Here is a 21486-nt window from a genome sequence, read left to right as displayed (position 1 = left end):
CCTGGACGGCAGGCCGGGCGGGGTACGCCCGACGCCCTGGACGGCGCCCAGGGGCTGTGTTCTGAAGGCGGCGTACTGAAAGGCGGCGGACCACAGCGCGCGCCCCTCAGCTTTGGCAAGCCCGTGAGGACCGCCACCCCTGCCCGCCGCATGCCCCACCCGCCGGTCATCCCTTGGCGCGGAACAGCCCCTCGGGCACCGCCGAGGCGAGCACCCCGTAGCCCTGCGGATCGAGGTGAAGCCAGTCGCCGACCTGCAGGCCGGGCCGCAGCCGGTCCGGCGCCGAGGGGTCGCGCACCGCCCGGTCGAAGTCGATCACCGCGTCGAAGTGGCCCGGGGTGCGGATCCAGGCGTTCACGCGCTGCCGGGAGGCCTCCCGCCGCCCGGCCGCGTCGTCATAGGCGGCGTTTCCGCCGAACGGCGTGAGCGTCGCGCCGTAGACCCGGATGCCCAGGGCGTGGGCGCGGACGACGATCTGCTGGTATCCGGCGATCAGGTCGTCGGTGACGGCTCGCTGTGCCTCGACGGTGGCGTCGGCGGTGCCGATGTCGTTGACGCCCTCGAAGAGGATCAGCCAGGCGACCCCGCTGCGGGAGAGGACGTCACGGTCGAGGCGGGCGAGGACGTTGGGGCCGAGACCGTCGTTGAGGACACGGTTGCCGCCGGCCGCCTGGTTGAGCACGGCGACGCCGGAGGTGTCCGGCCGGCTGTGGAGGCGGTCGAAGAACTGGTCCGGCCAGCGGTCGTTGCCGTTGGTCGTGGAGCCGCGCCCGTCGGTGAGCGAGTCGCCGACGACGGCCACCGCGCGGGTACCGCCGGGGGCCAGCACCTCGACGTCGCTGAGCAGGTACCAGTGGTCGACGGCGGCCGCGCCCGACAGGTCCAGGTCGCGCGTGTGGTCGCCGTGCACGAGGTAGGAGGTGGTGCGCGAGCCGGGGTGCGAGGTGAGCGCGAGCGAGGCCTGGCCGCGCGCGGTGTACGCCGTCACCGTCAGCTCGGTCCCGGCGCGCAGGTCGAAGTCGAGGTCGTCGGAGACCACTTGGGCACCGACCGGCACGGTGGCGGAGTCCCGGCCGGCGAAGGTGACCCGGCGCAGGCTCCCCGGTTCGACCCCGCTGACGCCGGCCTTCCCGCCCTGGGGCAGGGCGACGGTCACGGCGGTGAGCGGCAGCGGGGTGTCGCCGTAGGCGTTGGAGAAACGCAGCCGGATGCGATGGCCTCCGGCAGTGACCCGGACGGTCTGCCGCAGGGTGGTGTCCACGAGCACCGACTTGTCACCGGTGTACGGCGCGGGCGGGAGGTTGGCGGGCTCGGTCAGCTGGGGCATGCCGGTCCACGTGTTCACCCAGTGCCTGCCGGCGCCCGGACTCCCGCCGGCCGTGGCCGGCCCGGGTCTGCCGAGCAGGGACCTGACCGCCGTACCCGTCACGACCAGGGTCAGCACGAGGACACAGACACTCAGCGCGGTGGCGAACGGCGCTCTGGCGGGCTGCTTCACGGCGGCATCGTGGCATGAACACATCCGCCATGGAAGCGCTCCCACCATACTTCCCGCCGACTGGGGACACCTCTGCCCGATCCATTGACCAGAAAGCGCTTACACCCTACGGTCCGTTCATCGATGTGACCAGATGTGCCGCACAGGGGACATGCGCGTCCGGATCGGTGCCCGCGCCTCCACAACTCAGTTCGGTACAGCGCACGTTGGTCATGTACATAACCCCCACTCGGAAGAAGGCGTTCGGGACATGACTTCTCGAGCACACGCGCGCTCCGGTCGCGCCCTGACGGGCGGACTCGCCTCCCTCGGCCTGACGTTAGGCATGATCACGGCTAGCGGCGGTCCCGCCCACGCCGCCACCTGGCCCACCGCCAACGGAAGTCAGGCGGTCACCAAGACCATCTCGCTCTCCGGCACCAGGGACTATGGGATGAAACGCCTGTACGGCAGCGGGGACCTGGGCACCGGCGGACAGAGCGAGCACCAGCTCCCGATCCTGGACCTGGCCCCCGGCACAGCCCTGAAGAACGTCATCATCGGCGCTCCCGCCGCGGACGGCATCCACTGCGAGGGCAGCTGCACCCTGCAGAACGTCTGATGGGAGGACGTCGGCGTCGTCGGGGACTCGGGCAAGAAGATCGTCCCGTGCCAGAAGTACATCGGCAACAACACGGGCAAGGAACCGACCACCAACGGCTCGGGCCCGGACGGGACGTACTGCGAGTAGTCCAGCTCCGACATCACCTACAGGTGAGCCCCGTCCTCACGGCCTGGGTGGGCCTCGAGCCGCGCTCCGCCGAGTACGTGCGGCCGCCCTCGCCGAGACCGGCCGGACCTAGGGGCGCCAGAGGTCCTCGTACCCGGGGTGGCCGGCGAACGGGACCGCGAGCAGGCGCAGTGTGGTGCAGGGCGAACGGGAACCCTCGCGGCAGGTGCGGCACCTGCCGTCGTCCCACGTCCGGTGTTCCCCCAACAGCGCCCGTTTCGCCTCGAGTTCGCGCAGCACCCGGGCCGGATCGTGGCGGGCCACATGGTTGAGCATGCGTACCGGGTCGTCGGCGCCGAACTGCACCAGGGGCGTGTGGGTGACTCCGCGGTCCTGGGAGGTGAGCACCTGCTCGATCTCGTCGGCCATGACGCCCCAGACGGCGCCGGGCGCGCCGGTGATCGCGTCCCGGGCCACCCGTTCCTCCTCCTCGAACCGGGCCCGCAGGAAGGCCTCGAGGGCGGTCGCCGTCACGCGGCGCGCTCCCGTCGGCCCACCGACGCGGTCAGTTCCCGCTGATAGGCGGCGTAGTCCGTGCGCAGGGTCTCCCCCGGCCAGTCGGCGGGCACCAGCCCGGGCGGCAGGACGGGATCGGTGAGCAGGTGCCGTACGGCCGCGGCATACGCGGTGAAACGGTTCGCCGGGCTCTGGTCGGCCGCCGTGTGCGCGAGCAGTGTCCGCGCGGTGGCCGCCCAGGTGTCCAGCGGCCAGAGCCGGGCGACCAGGTCGTGCGCGGACTCCTCGGGCCGGGCGGCGCACGTCAGGGCGACGCGGTGCAGACCGGCCGGCAGCGGCCGGTCGAGGTTCGCCGGGCGCAGCCACACGCCCTCGCGGAGTTCGGCCAGCCGCAGGGCCGTCAACCGGGCGCGCAGATCCGCGCGTTCGGCGGGGCCGCGGCCCGTCGCCGTGATCACCACCATCTCCCAGTCGCCGTCCCACGCGCGCGTGCCGGGACGCAACGCCTCGTCCTGGCGCCGCTGGCGGGCCAGCAGTCGGTCGCTGAGCCGGTAGACGGCGTCCGTGCGCCGCAGGTCCCCGGCGGCCACCATCCGGCTGAGCGCGGCCCGCAGCGTGGAGCCGCCCACGCCGAAGGGTTCCACGAGCCTGACCAGGTCCTTCACCGGCAGCTGAGGCGGGTGCGCGCCGAGGAGCAGGCTCAGCACGACCGACCGGGCGGACAGCGGCCGCAGGTCCGCCCCCTGGGACTCGGCCGACACGTTCATGCGCATGGGCACGTACTGTACGGGCACCGCTCTTGTTGCGTTATTGCTGCAGCCGTAGGAAGAGTGCAACATGGCGGTATGGTCTCGATTCCCGCGCAGTCGCCGCCCCAGCCGCAGTACGCCACGCACGACGTCACCAACCAGGCCCCGCCCCTGGCTCCCTACGACGCCTCGGACGACCCGGCCCTGCTGGAGGGGCTGCGCCGGGAGGGCGCCGGGTGGGCCGAGGACGGCATCCGGCTGCTGGGGGCGCGCGCCGGCAGCGCCGAGGCGCAGGAGTGGGGCGAACTGGCCAATCGGCACGAGCCGGTGCTGCGCACCCACGACCGCTACGGCCACCGGATCGACGAGGTCGACTTCCACCCCAGCTGGCACCACCTGATGCGCACGGCGGTCGCCGAGGGCCTGGCCGGCGCCCCGTGGGCGGACGGACGGCCCGGCGCCCACGTGGCCCGGACCGCGGGCGGACTGGTGTGGGGGCACACCGAGGCCGGGCACGGCTGCCCGACCTCGATGACGTACGCCGCCGTCCCCGCGCTGCGCGCCCAGCCTGACCTGGCCAAGGTGTACGAACCGCTGCTCACGAGCCGGGAGTACGATCCGGAGCTGCGTGTGCCGACCGAGAAGCCGGGGCTGCTCGCAGGCATGGGCATGACCGAGAAGCAGGGCGGCTCGGACGTCCGCACCAACACCACTGTGGCCACGCCGACCGGGGAGCCCGGGGTGTACACGCTGCGCGGGCACAAGTGGTTCACCTCGGCGCCGATGTGCGACGTCTTCCTGGTGCTGGCGCAGGCCCCGAGCGGGCTGTCGTGCTTCCTGGTGCCGCGCGTACTGCCGGACGGCAGCCGCAACACCTTCCGCATCCAGCGCCTGAAGGACAAACTGGGCAACCGCTCCAACGCCTCCTCCGAGCCGGAGTTCGACCGGACGGTGGCCTGGCTGGTGGGGCCGGAGGGGCGCGGGGTGAAGACCATCATCGAGATGGTCAACTGCACCCGCTTGGACTGTGTGATGTCCACGGCGGCCCTGATGCGCAAGACGCTGGCCGAGGCGGGGCACCACGCCCGGTACCGAAGCGCGTTCGGTGCCCGGCTCGTCGACCAGCCACTGATGCGTAACGTCCTGGCCGATCTCGCGCTGGAGTCGGAGGCGGCGACGACGCTCACGCTGCGGCTGGCCGGCGCGGCCGACCGGGCGGTGCGCGGGGACGCCGGGGAGCGGGCCTTCAGGCGGATCGCCACCGCGGTGGGCAAGTACTGGGTCACCAAGCGCGGCCCGGCGTTCACCGCCGAGGCCCTGGAATGCCTGGGCGGCAACGGCTACGTCGAGGATTCCGGCATGCCCCGGCACTACCGGGAGGCCCCGTTGCTGTCGATCTGGGAGGGCTCGGGCAACGTCAACGCGCTCGACGTGCTGCGCGCCCTCGGCCGGGAACAGGACACCGCCGAAGCCCTGTTCGCGGAACTCGCCCTCGCGCGCGGGGCGGACGCCCGCCTGGACACGGCGGTGGCCGCGCTCAAGGACCAGTTGGCCGAAACCGACCAGATGGGCGCCCGTCGGCTGGTCGAGCGGATGGCGCTCGCCCTCCAGGCCTCGCTGCTGGTCCGGCACGCCCCGCAGCCGGTCGCGGACGCCTTCTGCGCGAGCAGGCTGGGCGGCGACTGGGGGCACGCGTTCGGCACGCTGCCCTCCGGGACCGGCGTCGACGCGATCCTCGAGCGGGCCCTGCCCGGCCTGAACTGACCCCTCTCACCGGGCGGGTGCCGCCACGCGCGCGTGTGGCCGGTGACAGCCGACGGATCGCACACAGTCAGGGCGTGATTCCGGACCGTTGTCAGTGCCATGGTGCACACTCGCGACCAGGTGGCACTCACCTGGGGGAGGACAACGTGTTCACGGGGATCGACGAGGTCGACTGGGCCTCGCTGCGGCACGCCCACGGCAGCGCGCGGGACGTGCCCGGATGGCTGCGGGCACTGGCGTCCGCGGACACCGCCGAGCGGACGACCGCGCTCGACGGGATGTACGGCGCGCTGCGCCACGAGGGCCGGGTGTACGACTCGACGCTGGCCTGTGTCCCCTTCCTGCTCTCGCTCGCGGCCCGCGCGGAAGTGCCGGACCGGGCCGGCATCGTGGAACTGCTGGTCGGAATCGGCACGGAGAGCACGGACGGGGACACACGCGCGCGTGAGGCGGTGTCCGCCGGAGCGGAGGTCTTCGTCCCGCTGGCCGGGGACCCGGATCCGGCGGTGCGCGGCGCGGCGGCCGGGGCCCTGGTGCACTTCCTGGCCGAGCCCGCGCGCGCCCTGGGGCTGTTACGGCAGCGGCTGCGGGCCGAGCGGGACGGCCGCGTCCTGTTCGCCCTCACCGAGGCGCTCGGCCTGTTCGTCCGCCGGCACCCCGCGCACGCCGACGCCGCGGCGGCCCTCCTGGCCGAGCAGAGCGCGCCGCCGTACGACGCCGGTCTGCGGCTCGCCGCCCTCGGCCAGCTCGCGCTCGCCGCGCCCGCCCGGCTTCCGGCCGGCCTGGTGCCGACGGCGGTCGAGCTGCTTCGGGAACGGTCCGTGGACCGCGCCCGGATCGCCGAGCCCTCCGGCGGCGACACCCTCGTGGGCCGGATACGGCGGCTGCGCCCCTCCGACGAGGAAGGCGCCCAGCTGCTGCGCACCCTGCACACCGCGCTCGGTGACCGGGTGAGCGACCGGATCGCCCTGCTGACCGGGCAGTTGACCAGTCCGGACCCGGTGGACCGGTGCAACGCGGTGTGGATGGCGGCCTCCCTGCTGCGCGGCTGGCGCGGCGATCACACGGCGACCGTCGAACTGCTCGGCGGCCAGCTGGCCGCCGAGCAGGACCCGTTGCGGGACGCCGCGGTCGCGGCCTTGACGGAGCTGTTCGCGCTGGCCGCGCCGGCCGGGGGCGACCTGTACACGCTGGTGCGCGCCCGGCCCGACCTGTGGACGCACCGCTGGGAGCGTGGCTCCCCCGCACTCGGCGGCCCGCTCAAGGCGCTGGCCAGGAGCGGTGATCCTCGGGCGGTCCCGGCCCTGGCCCGGCTGCTGGCCGGCCCGGCCGCACCCGAGGAGCTGGGGTTCGAACTGGCCCACCTGGGTGCAGCCGCGGCCCCGCTCGCCCCTGCGGTACGGCACCGGCTCGGCCGGATCCCGCTGTCCTCCCCCGCCGCCGCCCGGCTGGCCGCTCCGCTGCTGGCGGCGGTCAGGGCCGTCGGGGACGCGGACGCGGTCCCGGAAGTACTGCGGCTCCTCTCGGACGCCCCGGACGGCCTGAGGGCGCGGGACGCGATCGTGGAACAGGCCATCGGCACACTGGAGGCGCTTGGCGCCACCGCGCATGCGGTGCCGATCCTCCGGGCGCTCCTGCCCACCCGGCACGCGGCCGCCGCGGCCGGCGCGCTCTGGTCGGCCGACGGGGACACGGGGGCCGTACTCCCCGTCCTGCTGCGGGAGTTGGCACAGGACGACCCGGCGCGCCGGTGTCTGGCCGCCCGGCGGCTGGGCGGACTGGGTCCGGCCGCGCGGCGCGCCCTGCCCGCACTGCGCCGGACCGCCGGGGCCGGGCGGATACGGCAGCGGGCGTCGGCCGCGTGCGCGCTATGGCGCATCGACGGGGATCCGGAGCCGGTCCTGCCCGTGTTCCGGTCCTCCTGGGCGGAGGACCCGCGCAGCCGCGGTCCGATCGCCCGGTGCCTGACGACGATGGGCCCGGCCGCCTCTCCGCTACGGGACCTGGTGACGGCGGAACTCGCCGCCCCGCGCCGCCATCTGCGCCACCTGACGCGTCCGAGCGGCCCCGGCGGCTCCGGGGGCCAGGGCATACCGCAGGACGAGGCACTGCTGAGCGCGTGCCGGGAGGTGCTGGCGGGGATGTAGGGGCGGCCACAGGACCATACGGCCGCGCGGCGAGGCCGACGCCGGCTGACCGCCGGACCACGCCACCCCACCGCGGGCCATCACCCGGTACCGTGGGCCATCACCCGGCCGACCGCCGGCCCAAGCGGCCCGCCGTACACCGTCGCCGACCACTCCAACCAAGGCAGGACCGTGGCGGACACCGTCACCGGCCGGCAGCCGGACCACGCCACGCCACGCCACAGTGAATCCCGCCCCGGCCACCACCGGAGCACGCACCCCCACCGCGACACCATCACCAACCGCCCGCCCCACCACATGAACCCCATCGCGTAACACCGTCACCGGCCAACCGCCGGGCCAGGCCACCGCGCGGTGAGCCCTCGCCCGGCAGCCGTCGTCGGCGCGCGTGGCCCGCCAGGGGACGGTGCCGGGGGTCAGACCATCCGTCCCCATTGCGGTCCGAGCCTCGACCATTCCGTGTCCCAGGCGTCCATCCGGCGGCGTTCCAGCCGGCCGCGCAGGGCGAGGCCTCCGACGAAGGGGACGGCCGCGGCGCTCAGGCCCACCAGCACGCCGATGAGGGTGCCCCGGAAGACGCCCTCCGTGGCGGAGGTGGGCCGGCTGACGAGACGGCCCTGGGGATCGGTCCATACGGTGACCGGGGTGCCGGCCTTGCTGCCGGGCTCCACCCGGACCTGAGCGGTGTGGGCGGAACCGTCGGCGGCCGTCCAGCTCACCTCGGCCCACACCCGTTCACCCGCGGGGATGTGGCCATGCGTGGAGGGCGCACCAGGGGCCGGTGCCACGACCCGGGCCACGACGGGACGCCAGGCGGCGCGCTCCCGGGCGAGTCCGTCCTCCACCGACCGGGCCGCCGCGAGGCCGCTCAGCACGCCGACGACGGCGGTGAGCAGCCACGCGCCGAGCACCACCCAGGCCTCCACCACGTCGGCCCGGCGTTTGAGCGGATTGCGCCGCCAGCGCCACAGCCACACCTTCGGACCACGGAACGCCTTCAAAGGCATCCTCCTCACGAGCGCACCGACCGGCCGGACCGCCCTCCCATACGCGGGAGATCGCTCCATTGCTCACGACGAGCCGTCTCCTCGACGGTCGCACGCGGCACCCCGTTCGCGCAGGCGCATGCCGGAACGCATCCCGACGGTCTTCGCCGAAGGCCGACGGCACCGCTGTGACCTGTGCAAACACCAGCTGGGAGGGAGAGTGTCAGTGGTGGGGTGCACACTGGCCGATATCTGACGACTACCCGGACAAAGGCGTCCCGGAGGTGATCGGCATGACCGAGGTTCTGCTGGCGGTGGGCACCCGCAAAGGCCTGTTCATCGGGCGGCGAAAGGGCCGCGGGGCCTGGGAGTTCGACGACAGCCCGTATTTCAACGCGCAGGCGGTCTACTCGGTCGCCATCGACACCCGGGAGGGCCGGCCCCGGCTGCTGGCGGGCGGCGACAGCGCCCACTGGGGCCCGTCGGTCTTCCACTCCGACGACCTCGGCCGCAGCTGGACCGAGCCGTCTCAGCCGGCCGTCAAGTTCCCGAAGGACACCGGCGCTTCACTGGAGCGCGTCTGGCAGCTGCACCCGGCCGCCGCCGAGCCGGACGTGGTCTACGCGGGCACGGAACCGGCGGCGCTGTACCGCTCGGCGGACCGCGGCGAGAGCTTCGAGCTGGTCCGCCCGCTGTGGGAGCACCCGACGCGCGCGCAGTGGGTGCCGGGCGGCGGCGGTGAGGGCCTGCACACCGTGGTCACCGACGCCCGCGATCCGAAGACGGTGACCGTGGCCGTCTCGACGGCCGGGGTGTTCCGTACGACCGACGGCGGCGCGAGCTGGAAGCCGTCCAACTCCGGCGTGTCCGCGGTGTTCCTGCCGGATCCGAACCCGGAGTTCGGCCAGTGCGTCCACAAGATCGCCAAGGACGCGGCCGACCCGGACCGGCTGTACCTGCAGAACCACTGGGGGGTGTACCGCAGCGACGACGCGGGCGGACGCTGGACCGACATCGGGGCGGATCTGCCGTCCACGTTCGGCTTCGCGGTGGCCACCCACCCGCGCCGGGGCGACACGGCCTACGTCTTCCCGATCAACGCCGACGCGGACCGGGTGCCCGCCGAGCACCGCTGCCGGGTCTTCCGCACCACGGACGCGGGCCGCACCTGGGAGCCGCTGGCCAAGGGACTGCCGACGGAGGACCACTACGGCACGGTCCTGCGGGACGCCCTGTGCACGGACGACTCCGACCCGGCCGGCGTGTACTTCGGCAATCGCAACGGCGAGGTGTACGCCTCGGCCGACGACGGCGACAGCTGGCAGCAGCTGGCCTCGCACCTGCCGGACGTGCTGTGCGTGCGGGCGGCGGTGATCGCCTGAACCGCGCGGACCGGGCGCCGGGAGCCTGTGCGTCGTGCTCCGGCCATCGGTTGATCACCTGCCTGTGCACGGCAGTAGGGTGACGCCCGTGGCACCACGACCCTTGCATGAAATCGTCGAACCGGGCTGGGCGAAGGCCCTCGACCCCGTCGCCGGACGGATCTCCGCGATGGGTGACTTCCTGCGCGCGGAGATCACCGCGGGACGCACCTACCTCCCGGCGGGATCCAACGTCCTGCGGGCCTTCCAGCAACCCTTCGACGACGTACGGGTCCTGATCGTCGGTCAGGACCCTTATCCGACCCCCGGGCACGCGGTGGGCCTGTCGTTCTCGGTCGCGTCCGAGGTACGCCCGCTGCCGCCGAGCCTGATCAACATCTTCCGCGAGCTGAACACCGACCTGGGGCTGCCCCAGCCGTCCAACGGCGACCTGACCCCCTGGACCCAGCAGGGCGTCCTGCTGCTCAACAGGGCGCTGACCACGGCCCCGCGCAGCCCCGGAGCCCACCGCGGCAAGGGCTGGGAGGAGGTCACCGAGCAGGCGATACGGGCGCTGGCGGCGCGCGGCAAGCCGCTGGTGTCCGTGCTGTGGGGCCGGGACGCCAGGAACCTGCGTCCACTGCTGGGCAGTCTGCCGGCGGTGGAGTCCGCGCATCCCTCGCCGATGTCGGCCGACCGCGGCTTCTTCGGCTCGCGTCCCTTCAGCCGGGCCAACGACCTGCTGGTCCAGCAGGGCGGACAGCCGGTGGACTGGCGTCTGCCGTGACCGACGGCGGCTATCTGGCGGTCGACTCCGGGGGCTCCGGCCTCCGGGTCGCCGTCGGTGTGCCGGGGCAGGCGCCCGTGGCACGACGGGAGTCACGAGAGCCGGTCCGCACCGGTGCGCGAGGCATCGATCCCGCCCATCTGCTGGCAGAACTCCTCCCGCTGGCCTCCGCGGCGGCCGCGGAGGCCGGGCTCCACGGGCTGGACACGGCCGTCGTCGGCGCCGCCGGGTTCGCCACGCTGGGCGACGCCCTGCGCGCCGAACTGCCGGGCGCGCTCGCCCGGGAGCTGGGGGTGCGGCGGGTGGCCCTGGCCGCCGACGCCGTCACCGCCTACGTCGGCGCCCTCGGGCCGCGTCCGGGCGCGGTGCTCGCCGCGGGCACCGGACTGATCGCGGTCGGCACCGACCTCACCGGCTGGCGGCGGGCCGACGGCTGGGGTCATCTGCTGGGCGACTGCGGCAGCGGCGCCTGGATCGGACGGGCGGGCCTGGAGGCGGCGCTCCGCGCCCACGACGGCCGGGACGGCGGCTCCGCACCACTGCTGGCCTGTGCCGAGGAGCAGTTCGGCCCGGTGCACGGGCTGCCGGGCCGGCTCTACCCGCGCTCCGACCGGCCCGCCGTGCTGGCCTCCTTCGCGCCCCGGGTGGCCGCGTGCGCCGCGCACGACCCGGTGGCCGCGGGCATCCTGCGCGCGGCGGCCCGGCACATGGCCGACTCCGCCGCTGCGGTGTGCCCGGCGGAGGGAGAGCCCGAAGTGGCGTTCACCGGGGGCCTGTTCGGCATGGGCGATCCCCTCCTCGTACCGCTGCGCGAGGAGTTGGCGAGCAGGCTGCCGCACGCCCGGCAGGTGCCCGCCGAGGGCGATCCGCTGCACGGCTCGGTGCGGATCGCGACCGACCTGGCGGCCGGCCGCCTCACCCTGCCGGGTGAAGCGACGATGCTCTACGTCCTCCCCGGTCAAGGGGATTGAGGACACCGTACGGCAACGGCGTCGAGATCCCCGTAAAAGCGGATTGTCCCTCTTGTGCGCCGGTGCGGGCCCATGTTCCCGGCACGTGCCCGGAACACGTGTCCCGTGTACGTAACTCATCAGACAAAAGCGGACGTAAACCACTCACCTGCACCCTCCCCGAACGAAGGAACCGGCGAAGCCAGTAACATGCGGCGCCATGAGCTCCCCCACTGGACCCGCGTCCGGCCTGCCAGTACGAATGCCGCGACCCCGCCAGCCCGGACGGCACCGCCGCCCGGAACCGCTGGTGGCTCCCGAGGGCGCGCCCGCGCTCGTCCTCGCGGTGCCCGGTGCGCCCAGCACCGCCACCCGTGGCCTCGCCGAGGAGGTCGTGAGCATCGCCCGCTCCGAGCTTCCCGGCCTGGACGCCCGGATCGGGTTCCTGGACGGAGACGACGCCGAGTTCCCCACGCTCCGGTCCGTGCTGGCGCACGCCGCCGAGGAGCGCGCGGCCCGCTACGAGCAGGCCGTCGCCGCCGGTGTCGAGGGGATCAAGGAGCCCGACGGGCCGGTGGCCGTCGTCGTGCCGCTGCTGGCCGGTCCGGACAGCGCCCTGCTGCGCCAGATCCGTCAGTCCGTGATGGACAGCCGGGTCGCGGCCGACCTGACCGATGTCCTCGGTCCGCACCCGCTGCTCGCCGAGGCGCTGCACGTGCGGCTGTCCGAGGCGAGCCTCGCCCGCGCCGACCGCGCCCGGCTGTTCACGGTGGCCACCGCCGCGGACGGCATCATCCTGGCGTCCGTGGGCGGCGACGAGGCCGTGCAGGCGGCCGGGATCACCGGCATGCTGCTCGCCGCGCGCCTGGCCGTGCCGGTGATGGCGGCGGCCCTGGACCAGGAGGGCGCGATCTCCTCCGTCGCGGAGCAGCTGCGTTCCTCCGGCTCGCAGCAGCTGGCCCTCGCGCCGTATCTGATCGGCCCGGAGATCGACCCGGGACTGCTGGCGGCGGCCGCCGAGGAGGCCGGCTGCGCCACGGCCGAGGCGCTCGGCGCGTACCCGGCGATCGGCAAACTCGCCCTCGCCAAGTACACGACGGCGCTGGGCATCGCCCCGCAGCAGCCGCAGGGCACGCCGGTCCGCTGACCCGCGCCGGCGCCCGAAGGCTCCCGTACCACCCAGGGCCCGCTCCCCACCCCGGAGCGGGCCCTTCGCCGTGCTCCACCGTGTCTGCCGGCCTTCCGTACGGCGCTGTCCAGGAAAGCTCAGCCAAAGACGACGCAGGAGGCCGCAGGGACCGGCACCGAGCCGTCGTAGCGGGGCAGCCCGGTCGCCTCGTCCACGGTGAACCAGGTGACGTCGCCGGAACGCTCGTTGGCCACGTAGAGGAAGCCGGCGTGCTCGGCGAGTGCGCGCGGCCAGTTCCCGCCGCAGGTCACCGCGCCGATGAGGCGGAGTGCGTCGCCCGTGACGGCGAGGACCGACAGGACGTCCTCACCGCGGGTGGCGGTCCACACGAAGCGGCCGTCGGGCGAGACCACGATCCCCGACGGATAGGCGTCGCCGACCGGGGCGCCCGGCAGCACGGGGACCTCGGTCAGCGGCTTCAGGGAGCCGCTGACGGCGTCCCAGCGGCAGACGGTCACCGTCGGGGTGAGTTCGTTGACGACGTAGGCGTGCCCGCCCTCGGGATGGAAGACCAGGTGACGGGGGCCGGAGCCGGGACGCAGGGCGATCTCGCGGTGCAGGACGGGGGTGCCGTCCGCGAGGGCGCACACCCGTACCGAGTCGGTGCCGAGGTCGACGCTGACCGCCCACCGGCCGCTCGGATCGGGCTGCACCTGGTGGGCGTGCGGGCCGCGCTGGCGCCGGTCGTGCGGGCCGGAACCGGTGTGCTGGAGCAGTCCCGAGGGCTTGGCGGCGAGTGTGCCGTCCGGGCGTACGGGTACGGCGGTGACGCTGCCGGAGCCGTAGTTGGCGGTCAGCACATGTCCGTCGTACAGGGCGAGGTGGGTGGGGCCGCTGCCGTCCACCGGCACGGGCGGCCCGGCGAGTTCCGGCCGATCGCCGCCGACCCGGAAGGCGGCGACGGCGCCCTCGGCCGTCTCGCTGACCGCGTAGAGCGTGCCCCCGTCGGGCGACAGGACCAGGTAGGACGGGTCGGGTACGGCGTCCACGGCGGGGCCGAGCGTGAGGGCCCCGCCGCCCGGCGCGAGCTGCGCGGTCACCAGTCCGGGTCCGCCCGCCGCCGTGAACGAGCCGATGAACGCCCTGCGCGCGCCGGAGCTGCCGTCCTGTGCCACCGCTGTCCCCTCTCGGTCGAGCCAGTCCGGGGCCGACGGTAGCAGCCGATCATGCCGGTCTAGACCAAGAGGCGCGGCGATGCGCTTGCTCTTCTCGTCGGCTCAGGCGCCGGTTCTCGTCGGCTCAGGCGCCGGTTCTCGTCGGCTCAGGCGCCGGTTCTCGTCGGCTCAGGCGCCGGTTCTCGTCGGCTCAGGCGCCGACCAGTCGTGAGCCCGACGGTGCCCGCAGGGGCTCGGAGAGGTCGGCGAGAGCGCGCTCCAGGCCGTGCAGATGGGCCAGGGCGGGTTCGGCGGGCGGCTCGTCCGGGCCGCGGACCGGCTCGGGGCGCCCCGTGGTGAGCGCCTCGACGGCGGCCTCCACCCGCCAGCAGGCCGCGGCCAGCCGGGCGTCGTGCGAGGCCTCGGGGTCGGCCGCGATCGCCACCAGGCCGCGCACCTCGCGCGCGCAGTCGTCGAGGAGCGCGAGGACCCGGCGGGCGCGCCGCTTGCGGGCCGGCATCGGATTCAGCGGGTGCATCAGCGGGGCGACGGCAAGCCGCACCCGGCCGAGCAACTGCTCCAGTTCGGCCACGCGCGGCGCCGGGTCGGCCGTCGCGGAGCCGGCGAGCCGGTCGGCGGCCTCCGCCGTGCAGGAGCGGACGCAGCGCAGGGCGCGCTGGATCCACGCGTCGGTGACGGCGTGGGTGGTGACCGGCAGGACGAGGGCCACGGCCAGCGCGGCACACAGCGCGCCCACACCGGTCTCCGCAAGACGGAGTTCGAGCAGGCTGAGGTCCAGCACGCCCAGCAAGCCGTAGAGCAGGCTGGCCATGACCGTCACTGCCAGCATCATCCAGGAATAGGAGACGGCGGCGGTGTAGAAGATGCCGAAGACACAGACGGCAACGAGGGCGGCCGTCGGCGCGGGGGCGCCATGCAGCGGGATGGCGACCAGCAGGCCGACGGCGATACCGGTCACAGTTCCGAAGACCCGGCGGAAACCGCGGACCAGGGTTTCCCCGCGAGAAGCCGTGTTGACGAAGATCCACCAGACAGTACCGACGGCCCAGTACCAGCGCGCTTCGGAGAGCAGCTGCCCGGCCAGAAGCGCGAGAGTCGAGGCAGCAGCGGCCTGGAAGGCTTGCCGGGTGGTGGGCCGCGCCCATCCGCTGCCGGGCAGGGCCGGCGGGGCTGCCGCGGGTGGGGTGTGACGCTCGATGGGCCAGAGTACGAAGCGCATGGCACCGGCCGCGAAGAGGGCGAGGCTCATGGCGGCGTACAGCTCGGGCAGCTGAGCGGGAACTGCGTGCAGGAACTGCGGGATGAAGAAGTTCATGAACGCGAAGATCCCGAGCGCGTGGCCCCGCGGGCCCCAGCGGCGGGCATAGACCCCACCGAAGACGACGGCCAGGAACGCGACGTCACGGGCCGGGGCGATGCCGTGCAGTGTGGTGGCGAGCGCCAGCACGGGGAATCCGGCGACAGGAAACAGGGCGGTGGTGAGCCGTTGGCCTCGGACGGTCGCATCGGTGACCGTGAAGAGGGCGAGAAGTGCCGCGAGCCCTCCGGTGATCGATGCGGTGAGCGATAGCCCGCAGAGTTCGGAAACGGCCACGGCGGCGGCGACACCGATGACGGCACGGGTCGCGTTCCGCAGCCTCAAGCGCCCCGGGTCCGGAGCCACGAACATCCTTTTCACGGCGGTGCGCCGCCCCCCTCATGGTGGTACGCGTCCTGCCAACGGCCGTCCCGGGTGGCGGACGACAAGCAGGCACGACGAAGGCACCGCGGTCCGGGACCGGCTTCGTCGCCGTCCGGCGCTACGCGGCGCCACAAGTACATGGATGGGACAAAGGGAACCACCTCCCTACCCATTGGCTCAACTGTCGCACGATTGACTGCACCAATGGCACAGCTGATCCCTCTCGATGTCGGCCACTGGGAGGCCAATGGATCAGACTTCACCGAGGCCCCGGGCAACGCCTGACCTACCCCACCGGACTCCGGCAGCCACGCGCCGCGCCCATCTGCGATCCCACGGCGACTTCCGCCGCATCTCACTCGGCCGGCTCCCCGACGATTGTCCATCCCGGCGACGGACACGACGACCTGGCCATCCTCGCCTTGCGCACACCGCCCAGGTCCGCGTGAGGTGGACGATGAGGCGATCGCACGCATCGGGCACTACCCGCGCGGCGAGGGCATCCTCGGCCTGCTCGTCCGGCACCCGGAGCCGCCGCGTCTGGCGAACCTGGCGGACCACCCGGCCTCCGCCGGCTTCCCGGCCGGGCACCCGCCGATGACCAGCTTCCTCGGCGCCCCTGTCCGCGTGCGTGATCAGGTCTTCGGCAACCTGTACCTGACCAACAAGCAGGGCGGCGCGGAGTTCGACAGCGACGACGAGGCGGTGCTGCGCACCCTGGCCGCGGCGGCCGGTGTGGCGATCGACAACGCCCGGCTGTACGAGGACGTCCACCGCCGGCAGCGATGGCTGCGCGAGCACGATCAGTCCCGTCGGGGCAGCGGGCTGCGCGCCGAGCTGGTGGCGGCCACCGAACGGGCCACCGAATCGCTCGGCTCGACTCCCGTTCTGCGCATGACCGGTCTGCTGGACACGGTTGTCTCCGCCGACCAGGCCGAGCAACTGCTGGCCGTGCTCGGCGAGGCCCTGTCCAACGCCGCCCGGCACGCGCACGCCGGCACCGTCGACGTCACCGTCGGGGTCACCGATGCCGAGTTGAAGCTGCGAGTGGCGGACAACGGCCGCGGAATCGACCCGGCGGTCACCCACCGCAGCGGCTTGGCCAACCTGCGCAAGCGCGCGGAGGAGTTGGACGGCGGCTTCAGCGTCTCGGCGAACCAGCCGAGCGGTACCGTCATCGAGTGGTTTGTTCCGCTCTCGTCAACAGGCTGACGCTTCCCGCCGGTCAAGGGCTTCGTCCAGCCTCTCGTAGACGGGGAACACCTCCATCAGATGGACGATCTGCTGAAAAGCCGCCTGCCGGTTCTGGCCGATCATGACGAACGTCGACAGGAAGATCGCCTCCAGCGACACGTACCGATCGTGCGCGCCGCACGCCCCGGCTGCCCTGTCGGGCGGCCGGGGCGTCGGAGACAGCGGACGGCTGGTCAGCCATCCCACGTCCAGTCGGCGACCTCGGGCAGGTCCATGCCGTGCTCGCGGATCCAGGTGTGGTGGCGCTGACGGGCATCCTCCATGTGCTGGCGTACCCCCGCGGCGCGGACCGCGAGGCCAGGGACGCGGTCGATGACGTCCATGACGAGGCGGTAGCGGTCGAGGTCGTTGCGGACGACCATGTCGAACGGCGTGGTGGTGGTGCCGATCTCCTTGTAGCCGCGCACGTGCAGGTTGCGGTGGCCGGTGCGGCGGTAGGCCAGGCGGTGGATCAGCCACGGGTAGCCGTGATAGGCGAAGATCACGGGCTTGTCCGGCGTGAACAGGCCGTCGTACTCGAAGTCGGTCATCCCGTGCGGGTGTTCCTCGCTGGGCAGCAGCCGGGCGATGTCGACCACGTTGACGACCCGCACGGTCAGCTCGGGCAGGTGGCGGCGCATCAATTGGGCAGCGGCCAGCACCTCCTGGGTCGGGACGTCGCCGGCGCAGGCCAGCACCACATCCGGTTCACGAGTGCCGTCCGCCGTGCCCGCCCACTCCCAGATGCCTGCGCCGCGCGCGCAGTGGACCTTCGCCTCCTCCATGGAGAGCCAGTCGAAGCAGGGCTGCTTGCCGGCCACGATCACGTTGACGTAGTCCTTGCTGCGCAGGGCGTGGTCGGCGACCGACAGCAACGTGTTGGCGTCCGGCGGGAAGTAGACCCTTACCGCCTCGGGGCTCTTGTTGAGGATGTGGTCGACGAAGCCGGGATCCTGGTGGGAGAAGCCGTTGTGGTCCTGGCGCCACACGTGCGATGTGAGCAGGTAGTTGAGCGAGGCGATCGGAGCGCGCCAGGGCAGACGGCGGGTGGTCCGCAGCCACTTGATGTGCTGGTTGACCATCGAGTCGACGATGTGCACGAACGCCTCGTAGCAGGAGAACAGCCCGTGCCGGCCGGTGAGGAGATAGCCCTCCAGCCAGCCCTGACAGGTGTGTTCGGACAGGATCTCCATCACCCGGCCGTGACGATCGAGGTGTTCGTCCACCTGGAGCACCTGTGCCTGCCAGGCCTTGCCGCTCGCGGCGTAGACCGCCTGGAGCCGGTTGGAGGCGGTTTCGTCGGGGCCGACGAGACGGAAGTCGCGCCGTCCGCTCGTGGCGTGCATGACGTCCTGGAGCAGGTCGCCGAGAACACGGGTGGGTTCGTGCAGGGTCGCGCCATGCTTGTCGACCTCGACGGCGTGCTTCTCCAGGGGCGGCAGCGGCAGTTCGCGCAGCAGCAGGCCGCCATTGGCGTGGGGATTGGCGCCGAGCCGGCTCCTGCCCTCGGGGATACAGGCGAGCACGTCGGGGCGGGGGGCGCCGTGCTCGTCGAACAGCTCCTCCGGCCGGTAGGAGCGCAGCCATTGCTCCAGTTGCCGCAGATGCTCCGGGTTGTCGCGGACGGCGGCCAGCGGGACCTGGTGGGCGCGCCAGGTGCCCTCCACGGGCAGGCCGTCGACCTCGGCCGGGCCGGTCCAGCCCTTCGGAGTGCGCAGCACGATCACCGGCCAGTGCGGCCGCTCCGCTACGCCGTCCTCGCGGGCGCTGCGCTGGATGGCGGCGATGCGCTCCAGCGCGTCATCCATCGCGGCGGCCATCGCCCGGTGGACGGCCATCGGGTCGTCGCCGGTGACGTGAAGGGGGGCGTGTCCGTAGCCGCGCAGCAGCTCGTCGAGTTCGTGCTCGGGCAGGCGGGACAGCACGGTCGGGTTGGCGATCTTGTAGCCGTTGAGGTGCAGGATCGGGAGGACCGCGCCGTCGTGGACGGGGTCGAGGAACTTGTTGGAGTGCCAGGAGGCGGCCAGCGGGCCGGTCTCCGCCTCGCCGTCGCCGATCACGCAGGCGACCAGCAGGTCCGGGTTGTCGAGGGCGGCGCCGTAGGCGTGGGAGAGCGAGTAGCCGAGTTCGCCGCCCTCGTGGATCGAGCCGGGCGTCTCCGGTGCGACATGGCTGGGCACCCCGCCGGGGAAGGAGAACTGCTTGAACAGCCGGCCCATGCCGGCCGCGTCTCGCGTGATGTCCGGGTAGGTCTCGGTGTACGAGCCCTCCAGCCAGGAGTTGGCCAGCACGGCCGGACCGCCGTGACCAGGCCCCCAGATGCACAGGGCGTCCAGGCCGCGGGCCTTGATGACGCGGTTGAGGTGGGTGTGCACCAGGTTCAGGCCGGGCGACGTACCCCAGTGGCCCAGCAGCCGCGGTTTGACGTGCTCGGGGCGCAGGGGCTCGGTGAGCAGGGGGTTCGCCATGAGGTAGATCTGGCCGACGGACAGATAGTTCGAGGCGCGCCAGTGGGCGTCCAGCGACCTCAGCTCGTCCTCCTCCAGTTGGACGGGCGTCTGCTGCGTGTCGAAGGACATCGGGGATCCTTTCCGAGTCGGGGCAGGGCTCCGGGTGCCGTACATCCCGGTCTGCACGCCCCACCCTCTGCCGCCGCGCCGGGTACCCGACAGGGCCGTTCGGGCTACACCTGCCGAAGAGAACCAAACGGAGCATCCCTCGGCAGGCGCCCCGAGCCCTTCGCTGCAAACACGCCCCGGCCAAGCAAGAAGGCCTGGACTCACCCCGTTTACCCCGGAGGAGGCCGGAAAGGCGTCCGCACACACGGTCCGAAGGAGGCACGCCCGTGGGAGCACTGGTCTGGCTGTTGATACCGCTCGTCGTCGGGGTGGGGGCCGGTATCTGGTCCATCCTCGTGCAACGCGTCCACACTCCGCCGCTGGGGCGGGACTTCGCCCGCCACGAGCGGATGAAGGAAGTGTTGGAGCAGAACTCGGTCCCTGACAGGCGCTGAGTTCACAAGCCTTCGAGGGACTGCCTGCACGGCAATGGTCAGCCCACACGCTCCCAGCCGCGGCGGGGAGGGCGAGCGCCGCGCTGGGTGTCGCGGCTGCGGTAGACGATGCAGGGGCGGGTGAGGTAGCCGATCGGCGCGGTGAGCATGTGCACCAGGCGGGTGAAGGGCCAGGCCGCGAAGAGCAGCATCGCGCTGATCCCAACTCGCCCGCACCAGGCCGCCCTTGCCGCGCACGGACTTGTAGCGGCGGGCGCGCTCGGGGTCGGACACGATGTCCGCCCAGGCGGCCACCGGGTCGCCCAGCCGCTGTTTGGCCTCGCGGACGGTCACAGCCGGCTTGAGCCGGCGAAGTACCGCAGCCCCGCGGCGATCAGCACCGGGCCGCGCAACAGACCACACAACATTCTGGGCACGCACCGCGTCATGTTCGCCGTCGACGACATCGAGGACACCGTTGCCCGCCTGTGCACTCACGGCGCCGAACTCGTCGGCGAGCTGGCACAGTTCGAGGACAGCTACCGGCTCTGCTACGTCCGCGGCCCCGAGGGCATCATCGTCGGACTGGCCGAGCAGCTCAGCTGTAGGGTGGCGGGGATGCGGTGCACCTGCAAGCCCTCCGGCCACCACACACGCTCGGTTCGGTGGCACAGGACAGCAGCGTGCGGCGCTCTGGGCCGTTCCTCGACAGCTGCGGGCCCCTTGCCACGGCCCCCATACCTGGGCAATGCCCGCAAGGGACGTTCCCGCAGTCGCGTGATGACCTGGGGATTCACTTTGTATGGAGTCGCGCTGTCCGACGGCGGCACGCCCCCAGCGTCACGCGGTGGCCGGCTGTGGCTCCTCGAGCACCTCCGCGACTGACCGCTGCACACGACGCGGTCACCGGGCCTTGGGCTTGAGATGATCCCGTGTGGTGTGCGACGGGACACGGGACCACCTCGCCTGGCCGCATGGCCTTTTGGGACGTGGTTGACGTGCACAAGCGTGGCGTCATCCCGCCGGTAGTGCAGCACCGCGGTCTGGGGTTTTGCCTGCAGGGTCAGGAAGTGGGGCCGAGAAGCAACCTACAGCTTCCAGTACGGCGCTCATCGATGAATCAGGCCTCCCACCAGCGGCCATACGGTCCGCAAGTGTGTCGTTCGTGTGGCGTGTCCGGCGTGCCGAAATCCTTCTTGGGCCCAGGCTGCTTGCGGCGGAAGACTTCCAGCGTCCCGCACCACACATGCCACCGGCACAGGCCAGTGGCCTGGATGAAGGAGACGACCCGTGAAGCTTGCTCGTTTCGCCGCCGCCGTCGCCGCGACCGCAGCCCTGACCGGCGCGGCGGTCGCCCCCGCGGCAGCGCAGCAGCAGCGCCCCGCCACCAGCCACCCCTACACCTGCTCCAACCAGGGCGGCGGCGCCAACCACACGGTCAACTGCTCCGGACTGATCACCGTCAACAACGTGCTCGACAACACCACGGTCAACGTCCAGGACATCAACGTCCTGAACGGAACCCAGCTGAGCGACCTGCAGGTCGCGCTCGCCAACGTCGCCGACAACAACGTCAACGCCCCCATCACCACCCAGCTCACCGCGCTGCAGACCGCGGTCGTCAACACCTACCTGACGCAGTTCGGCATCACCATCCTGCCGGTCAAGGTCGGTGTCTGCGCCCTGAGCATCTGCGTGTGACCACGGCGCGGACCACGAAGGCAGCCTCCAGCAGCAGGTACGCATAGGGCCCAGTGCTGCGCCGGTGAGGCGCTTCCCGCTTGACGGCAAGACGACCAGCCGCCTTTG

General features: G+C 72.7%; 16 protein-coding genes and 4 pseudogenes. 11 read left to right on the top strand and 9 right to left on the bottom strand.

All coding sequences use genetic code 11. The features are described 5' to 3' along the window. Positions 1-166: 166 nt before the first annotated feature. Positions 167-1498 (bottom strand): SGNH/GDSL hydrolase family protein, encoded by a 1332-nt coding sequence (locus A6P39_RS35935; protein ID WP_067052607.1) that lies wholly within the window; start codon positions 1496-1498, stop codon positions 167-169. Positions 1499-1748: 250 nt separating this feature from the next. Between A6P39_RS35935 and A6P39_RS35930 the strand changes: the two are divergent. Beyond that, positions 1749-2228: pseudogene (locus A6P39_RS35930) on the top strand (pectate lyase). A gap of 108 nt (positions 2229-2336) precedes the next feature. On the opposite strand, the gene A6P39_RS35925 reads toward A6P39_RS35930, so the two are convergent. Together A6P39_RS35925 and A6P39_RS35920 are read right to left on the bottom strand one after the other, a co-directional pair. After that, complete coding sequence (locus A6P39_RS35925; RefSeq protein ID WP_067052605.1) at positions 2337-2741, bottom strand: DUF6221 family protein; 405 nt, start codon at positions 2739-2741, stop codon at positions 2337-2339. Continuing rightward, entirely contained in the window at positions 2738-3496 is a 759-nt protein-coding gene (locus A6P39_RS35920; protein WP_067052603.1) for a PaaX family transcriptional regulator C-terminal domain-containing protein, read from the bottom strand. Before A6P39_RS35920 ends, A6P39_RS35925 begins: the two co-directional genes overlap by 4 nt. Before the next feature lie 72 nt (positions 3497-3568). Between A6P39_RS35920 and A6P39_RS35915 the strand changes: the two genes are divergently transcribed. After that, the gene (locus A6P39_RS35915; RefSeq protein WP_067052601.1) at positions 3569-5236 is read left to right on the top strand and encodes a DNA alkylation response protein; all 1668 of its coding nucleotides are present in this window, start codon (positions 3569-3571) and stop codon (positions 5234-5236) included. Between the two features lie 146 nt (positions 5237-5382). Continuing rightward, positions 5383-7383, top strand: a complete 2001-nt coding sequence (locus A6P39_RS35910; protein WP_067052600.1) for a HEAT repeat domain-containing protein — start codon at positions 5383-5385, stop codon at positions 7381-7383. Positions 7384-7799: 416 nt separating this feature from the next. On the opposite strand, the gene A6P39_RS35905 is transcribed toward A6P39_RS35910, so the two are convergent. Continuing rightward, positions 7800-8390 carry an Rv1733c family protein gene (locus A6P39_RS35905; RefSeq protein ID WP_067052598.1) on the bottom strand — a complete coding sequence of 197 codons (591 nt, stop codon included), beginning with the start codon at positions 8388-8390 and terminating at the stop codon, positions 7800-7802. Between the two features lie 272 nt (positions 8391-8662). On the opposite strand from A6P39_RS35905, the gene A6P39_RS35900 reads away from it, so the two are divergent. The 4 genes from A6P39_RS35900 (at position 8663) to A6P39_RS35885 (ending at position 12614) form a co-directional block, all read left to right on the top strand. Beyond that, positions 8663-9751, top strand: a complete 1089-nt coding sequence (locus tag A6P39_RS35900) for a WD40/YVTN/BNR-like repeat-containing protein (RefSeq protein WP_067052596.1) — start codon at positions 8663-8665, stop codon at positions 9749-9751. 88 nt (positions 9752-9839) lie between these two features. Then, positions 9840-10517, top strand: coding sequence for a uracil-DNA glycosylase (locus tag A6P39_RS35895; protein ID WP_067052594.1), 678 nt, complete (start codon positions 9840-9842; stop codon positions 10515-10517). Beyond that, complete coding sequence (locus A6P39_RS35890; protein ID WP_067052592.1) at positions 10514-11488, top strand: N-acetylglucosamine kinase; 975 nt, start codon at positions 10514-10516, stop codon at positions 11486-11488. Before A6P39_RS35895 ends, A6P39_RS35890 begins: the two co-directional genes overlap by 4 nt. 199 nt (positions 11489-11687) lie before the next feature. After that, positions 11688-12614 carry a sirohydrochlorin chelatase gene (locus tag A6P39_RS35885; protein WP_107304465.1) on the top strand — a complete coding sequence of 309 codons (927 nt, stop codon included), beginning with the start codon at positions 11688-11690 and terminating at the stop codon, positions 12612-12614. Positions 12615-12733: 119 nt separating this feature from the next. Here the strand turns inward: A6P39_RS35885 and A6P39_RS35880 are convergent, their stop codons facing one another. Further along, complete coding sequence (locus A6P39_RS35880; RefSeq protein WP_067052588.1) at positions 12734-13771, bottom strand: lactonase family protein; 1038 nt, start codon at positions 13769-13771, stop codon at positions 12734-12736. A gap of 190 nt (positions 13772-13961) precedes the next feature. Continuing rightward, positions 13962-15440 (bottom strand): FUSC family protein, encoded by a 1479-nt coding sequence (locus A6P39_RS35875; protein ID WP_067052586.1) that lies wholly within the window; start codon positions 15438-15440, stop codon positions 13962-13964. Positions 15441-15902: 462 nt separating this feature from the next. Between A6P39_RS35875 and A6P39_RS35870 the strand changes: the two are divergent. Next, positions 15903-16664 (top strand): annotated as a pseudogene (locus A6P39_RS35870) (GAF domain-containing protein); the annotation flags it as partial. On the opposite strand, the gene A6P39_RS35865 reads toward A6P39_RS35870, so the two are convergent. Both A6P39_RS35865 and A6P39_RS35860 read right to left on the bottom strand, forming a co-directional pair. Continuing rightward, the gene (locus A6P39_RS35865; protein WP_159396161.1) at positions 16653-16805 is read right to left on the bottom strand and encodes a hypothetical protein; all 153 of its coding nucleotides are present in this window, start codon (positions 16803-16805) and stop codon (positions 16653-16655) included. The pseudogene A6P39_RS35870 and the gene A6P39_RS35865 sit on opposite strands and share 12 nt — an antisense overlap. A gap of 74 nt (positions 16806-16879) precedes the next feature. Beyond that, on the bottom strand, positions 16880-19264 hold the full coding sequence (locus A6P39_RS35860) for a phosphoketolase family protein (protein ID WP_067052582.1): 2385 nt from the start codon (positions 19262-19264) through the stop codon (positions 16880-16882). Positions 19265-19530: 266 nt separating this feature from the next. On the opposite strand from A6P39_RS35860, the gene A6P39_RS35855 reads away from it, so the two are divergent. Continuing rightward, positions 19531-19698, top strand: coding sequence for a hypothetical protein (locus A6P39_RS35855; RefSeq protein ID WP_159396160.1), 168 nt, complete (start codon positions 19531-19533; stop codon positions 19696-19698). A gap of 38 nt (positions 19699-19736) precedes the next feature. Here A6P39_RS35855 and A6P39_RS35850 read toward each other — a convergent pair. After that, a pseudogene (locus A6P39_RS35850) lies at positions 19737-19898 on the bottom strand (respiratory nitrate reductase subunit gamma); the annotation flags it as partial. A 124-nt stretch (positions 19899-20022) separates the two neighbouring features. On the opposite strand from A6P39_RS35850, the pseudogene A6P39_RS35845 reads away from it, so the two are divergent. Both A6P39_RS35845 and A6P39_RS35840 read left to right on the top strand, forming a co-directional pair. Then, positions 20023-20277, top strand: a pseudogene (locus A6P39_RS35845) (VOC family protein); the annotation flags it as partial. A 690-nt stretch (positions 20278-20967) separates the two neighbouring features. Continuing rightward, positions 20968-21378: a preprotein translocase subunit TatB gene (locus A6P39_RS35840; RefSeq protein WP_067052580.1), complete on the top strand. Its 411-nt coding sequence runs from the start codon at positions 20968-20970 to the stop codon at positions 21376-21378. Positions 21379-21486: the final 108 nt, after the last annotated feature.

The organism is Streptomyces sp. FXJ1.172 (assembly GCF_001636945.3).
GTDB lineage: Bacteria > Actinomycetota > Actinomycetes > Streptomycetales > Streptomycetaceae > Streptomyces.
This window is presented reverse-complemented; position numbering and strand designations above follow the sequence as displayed.

Excerpts from the sequence above, each read along its gene's own strand:
- A6P39_RS35860 (WP_067052582.1), bottom strand. The coding sequence starts at position 19,264 with ATGTCCTTCGACACGCAGCAGACGCCCGTCCAACTGGAGGAGGACGAG.
- A6P39_RS35900 (WP_067052596.1), top strand. The coding sequence starts at position 8,663 with ATGACCGAGGTTCTGCTGGCGGTGGGCACCCGCAAAGGCCTGTTCATC.
- A6P39_RS35885 (WP_107304465.1), top strand. The coding sequence starts at position 11,688 with ATGAGCTCCCCCACTGGACCCGCGTCCGGCCTGCCAGTACGAATGCCG.
- A6P39_RS35905 (WP_067052598.1), bottom strand. The coding sequence starts at position 8,390 with ATGCCTTTGAAGGCGTTCCGTGGTCCGAAGGTGTGGCTGTGGCGCTGG.
- A6P39_RS35875 (WP_067052586.1), bottom strand. The coding sequence starts at position 15,440 with ATGTTCGTGGCTCCGGACCCGGGGCGCTTGAGGCTGCGGAACGCGACC.
- A6P39_RS35915 (WP_067052601.1), top strand. The coding sequence starts at position 3,569 with ATGGTCTCGATTCCCGCGCAGTCGCCGCCCCAGCCGCAGTACGCCACG.
- A6P39_RS35920 (WP_067052603.1), bottom strand. The coding sequence starts at position 3,496 with ATGCGCATGAACGTGTCGGCCGAGTCCCAGGGGGCGGACCTGCGGCCG.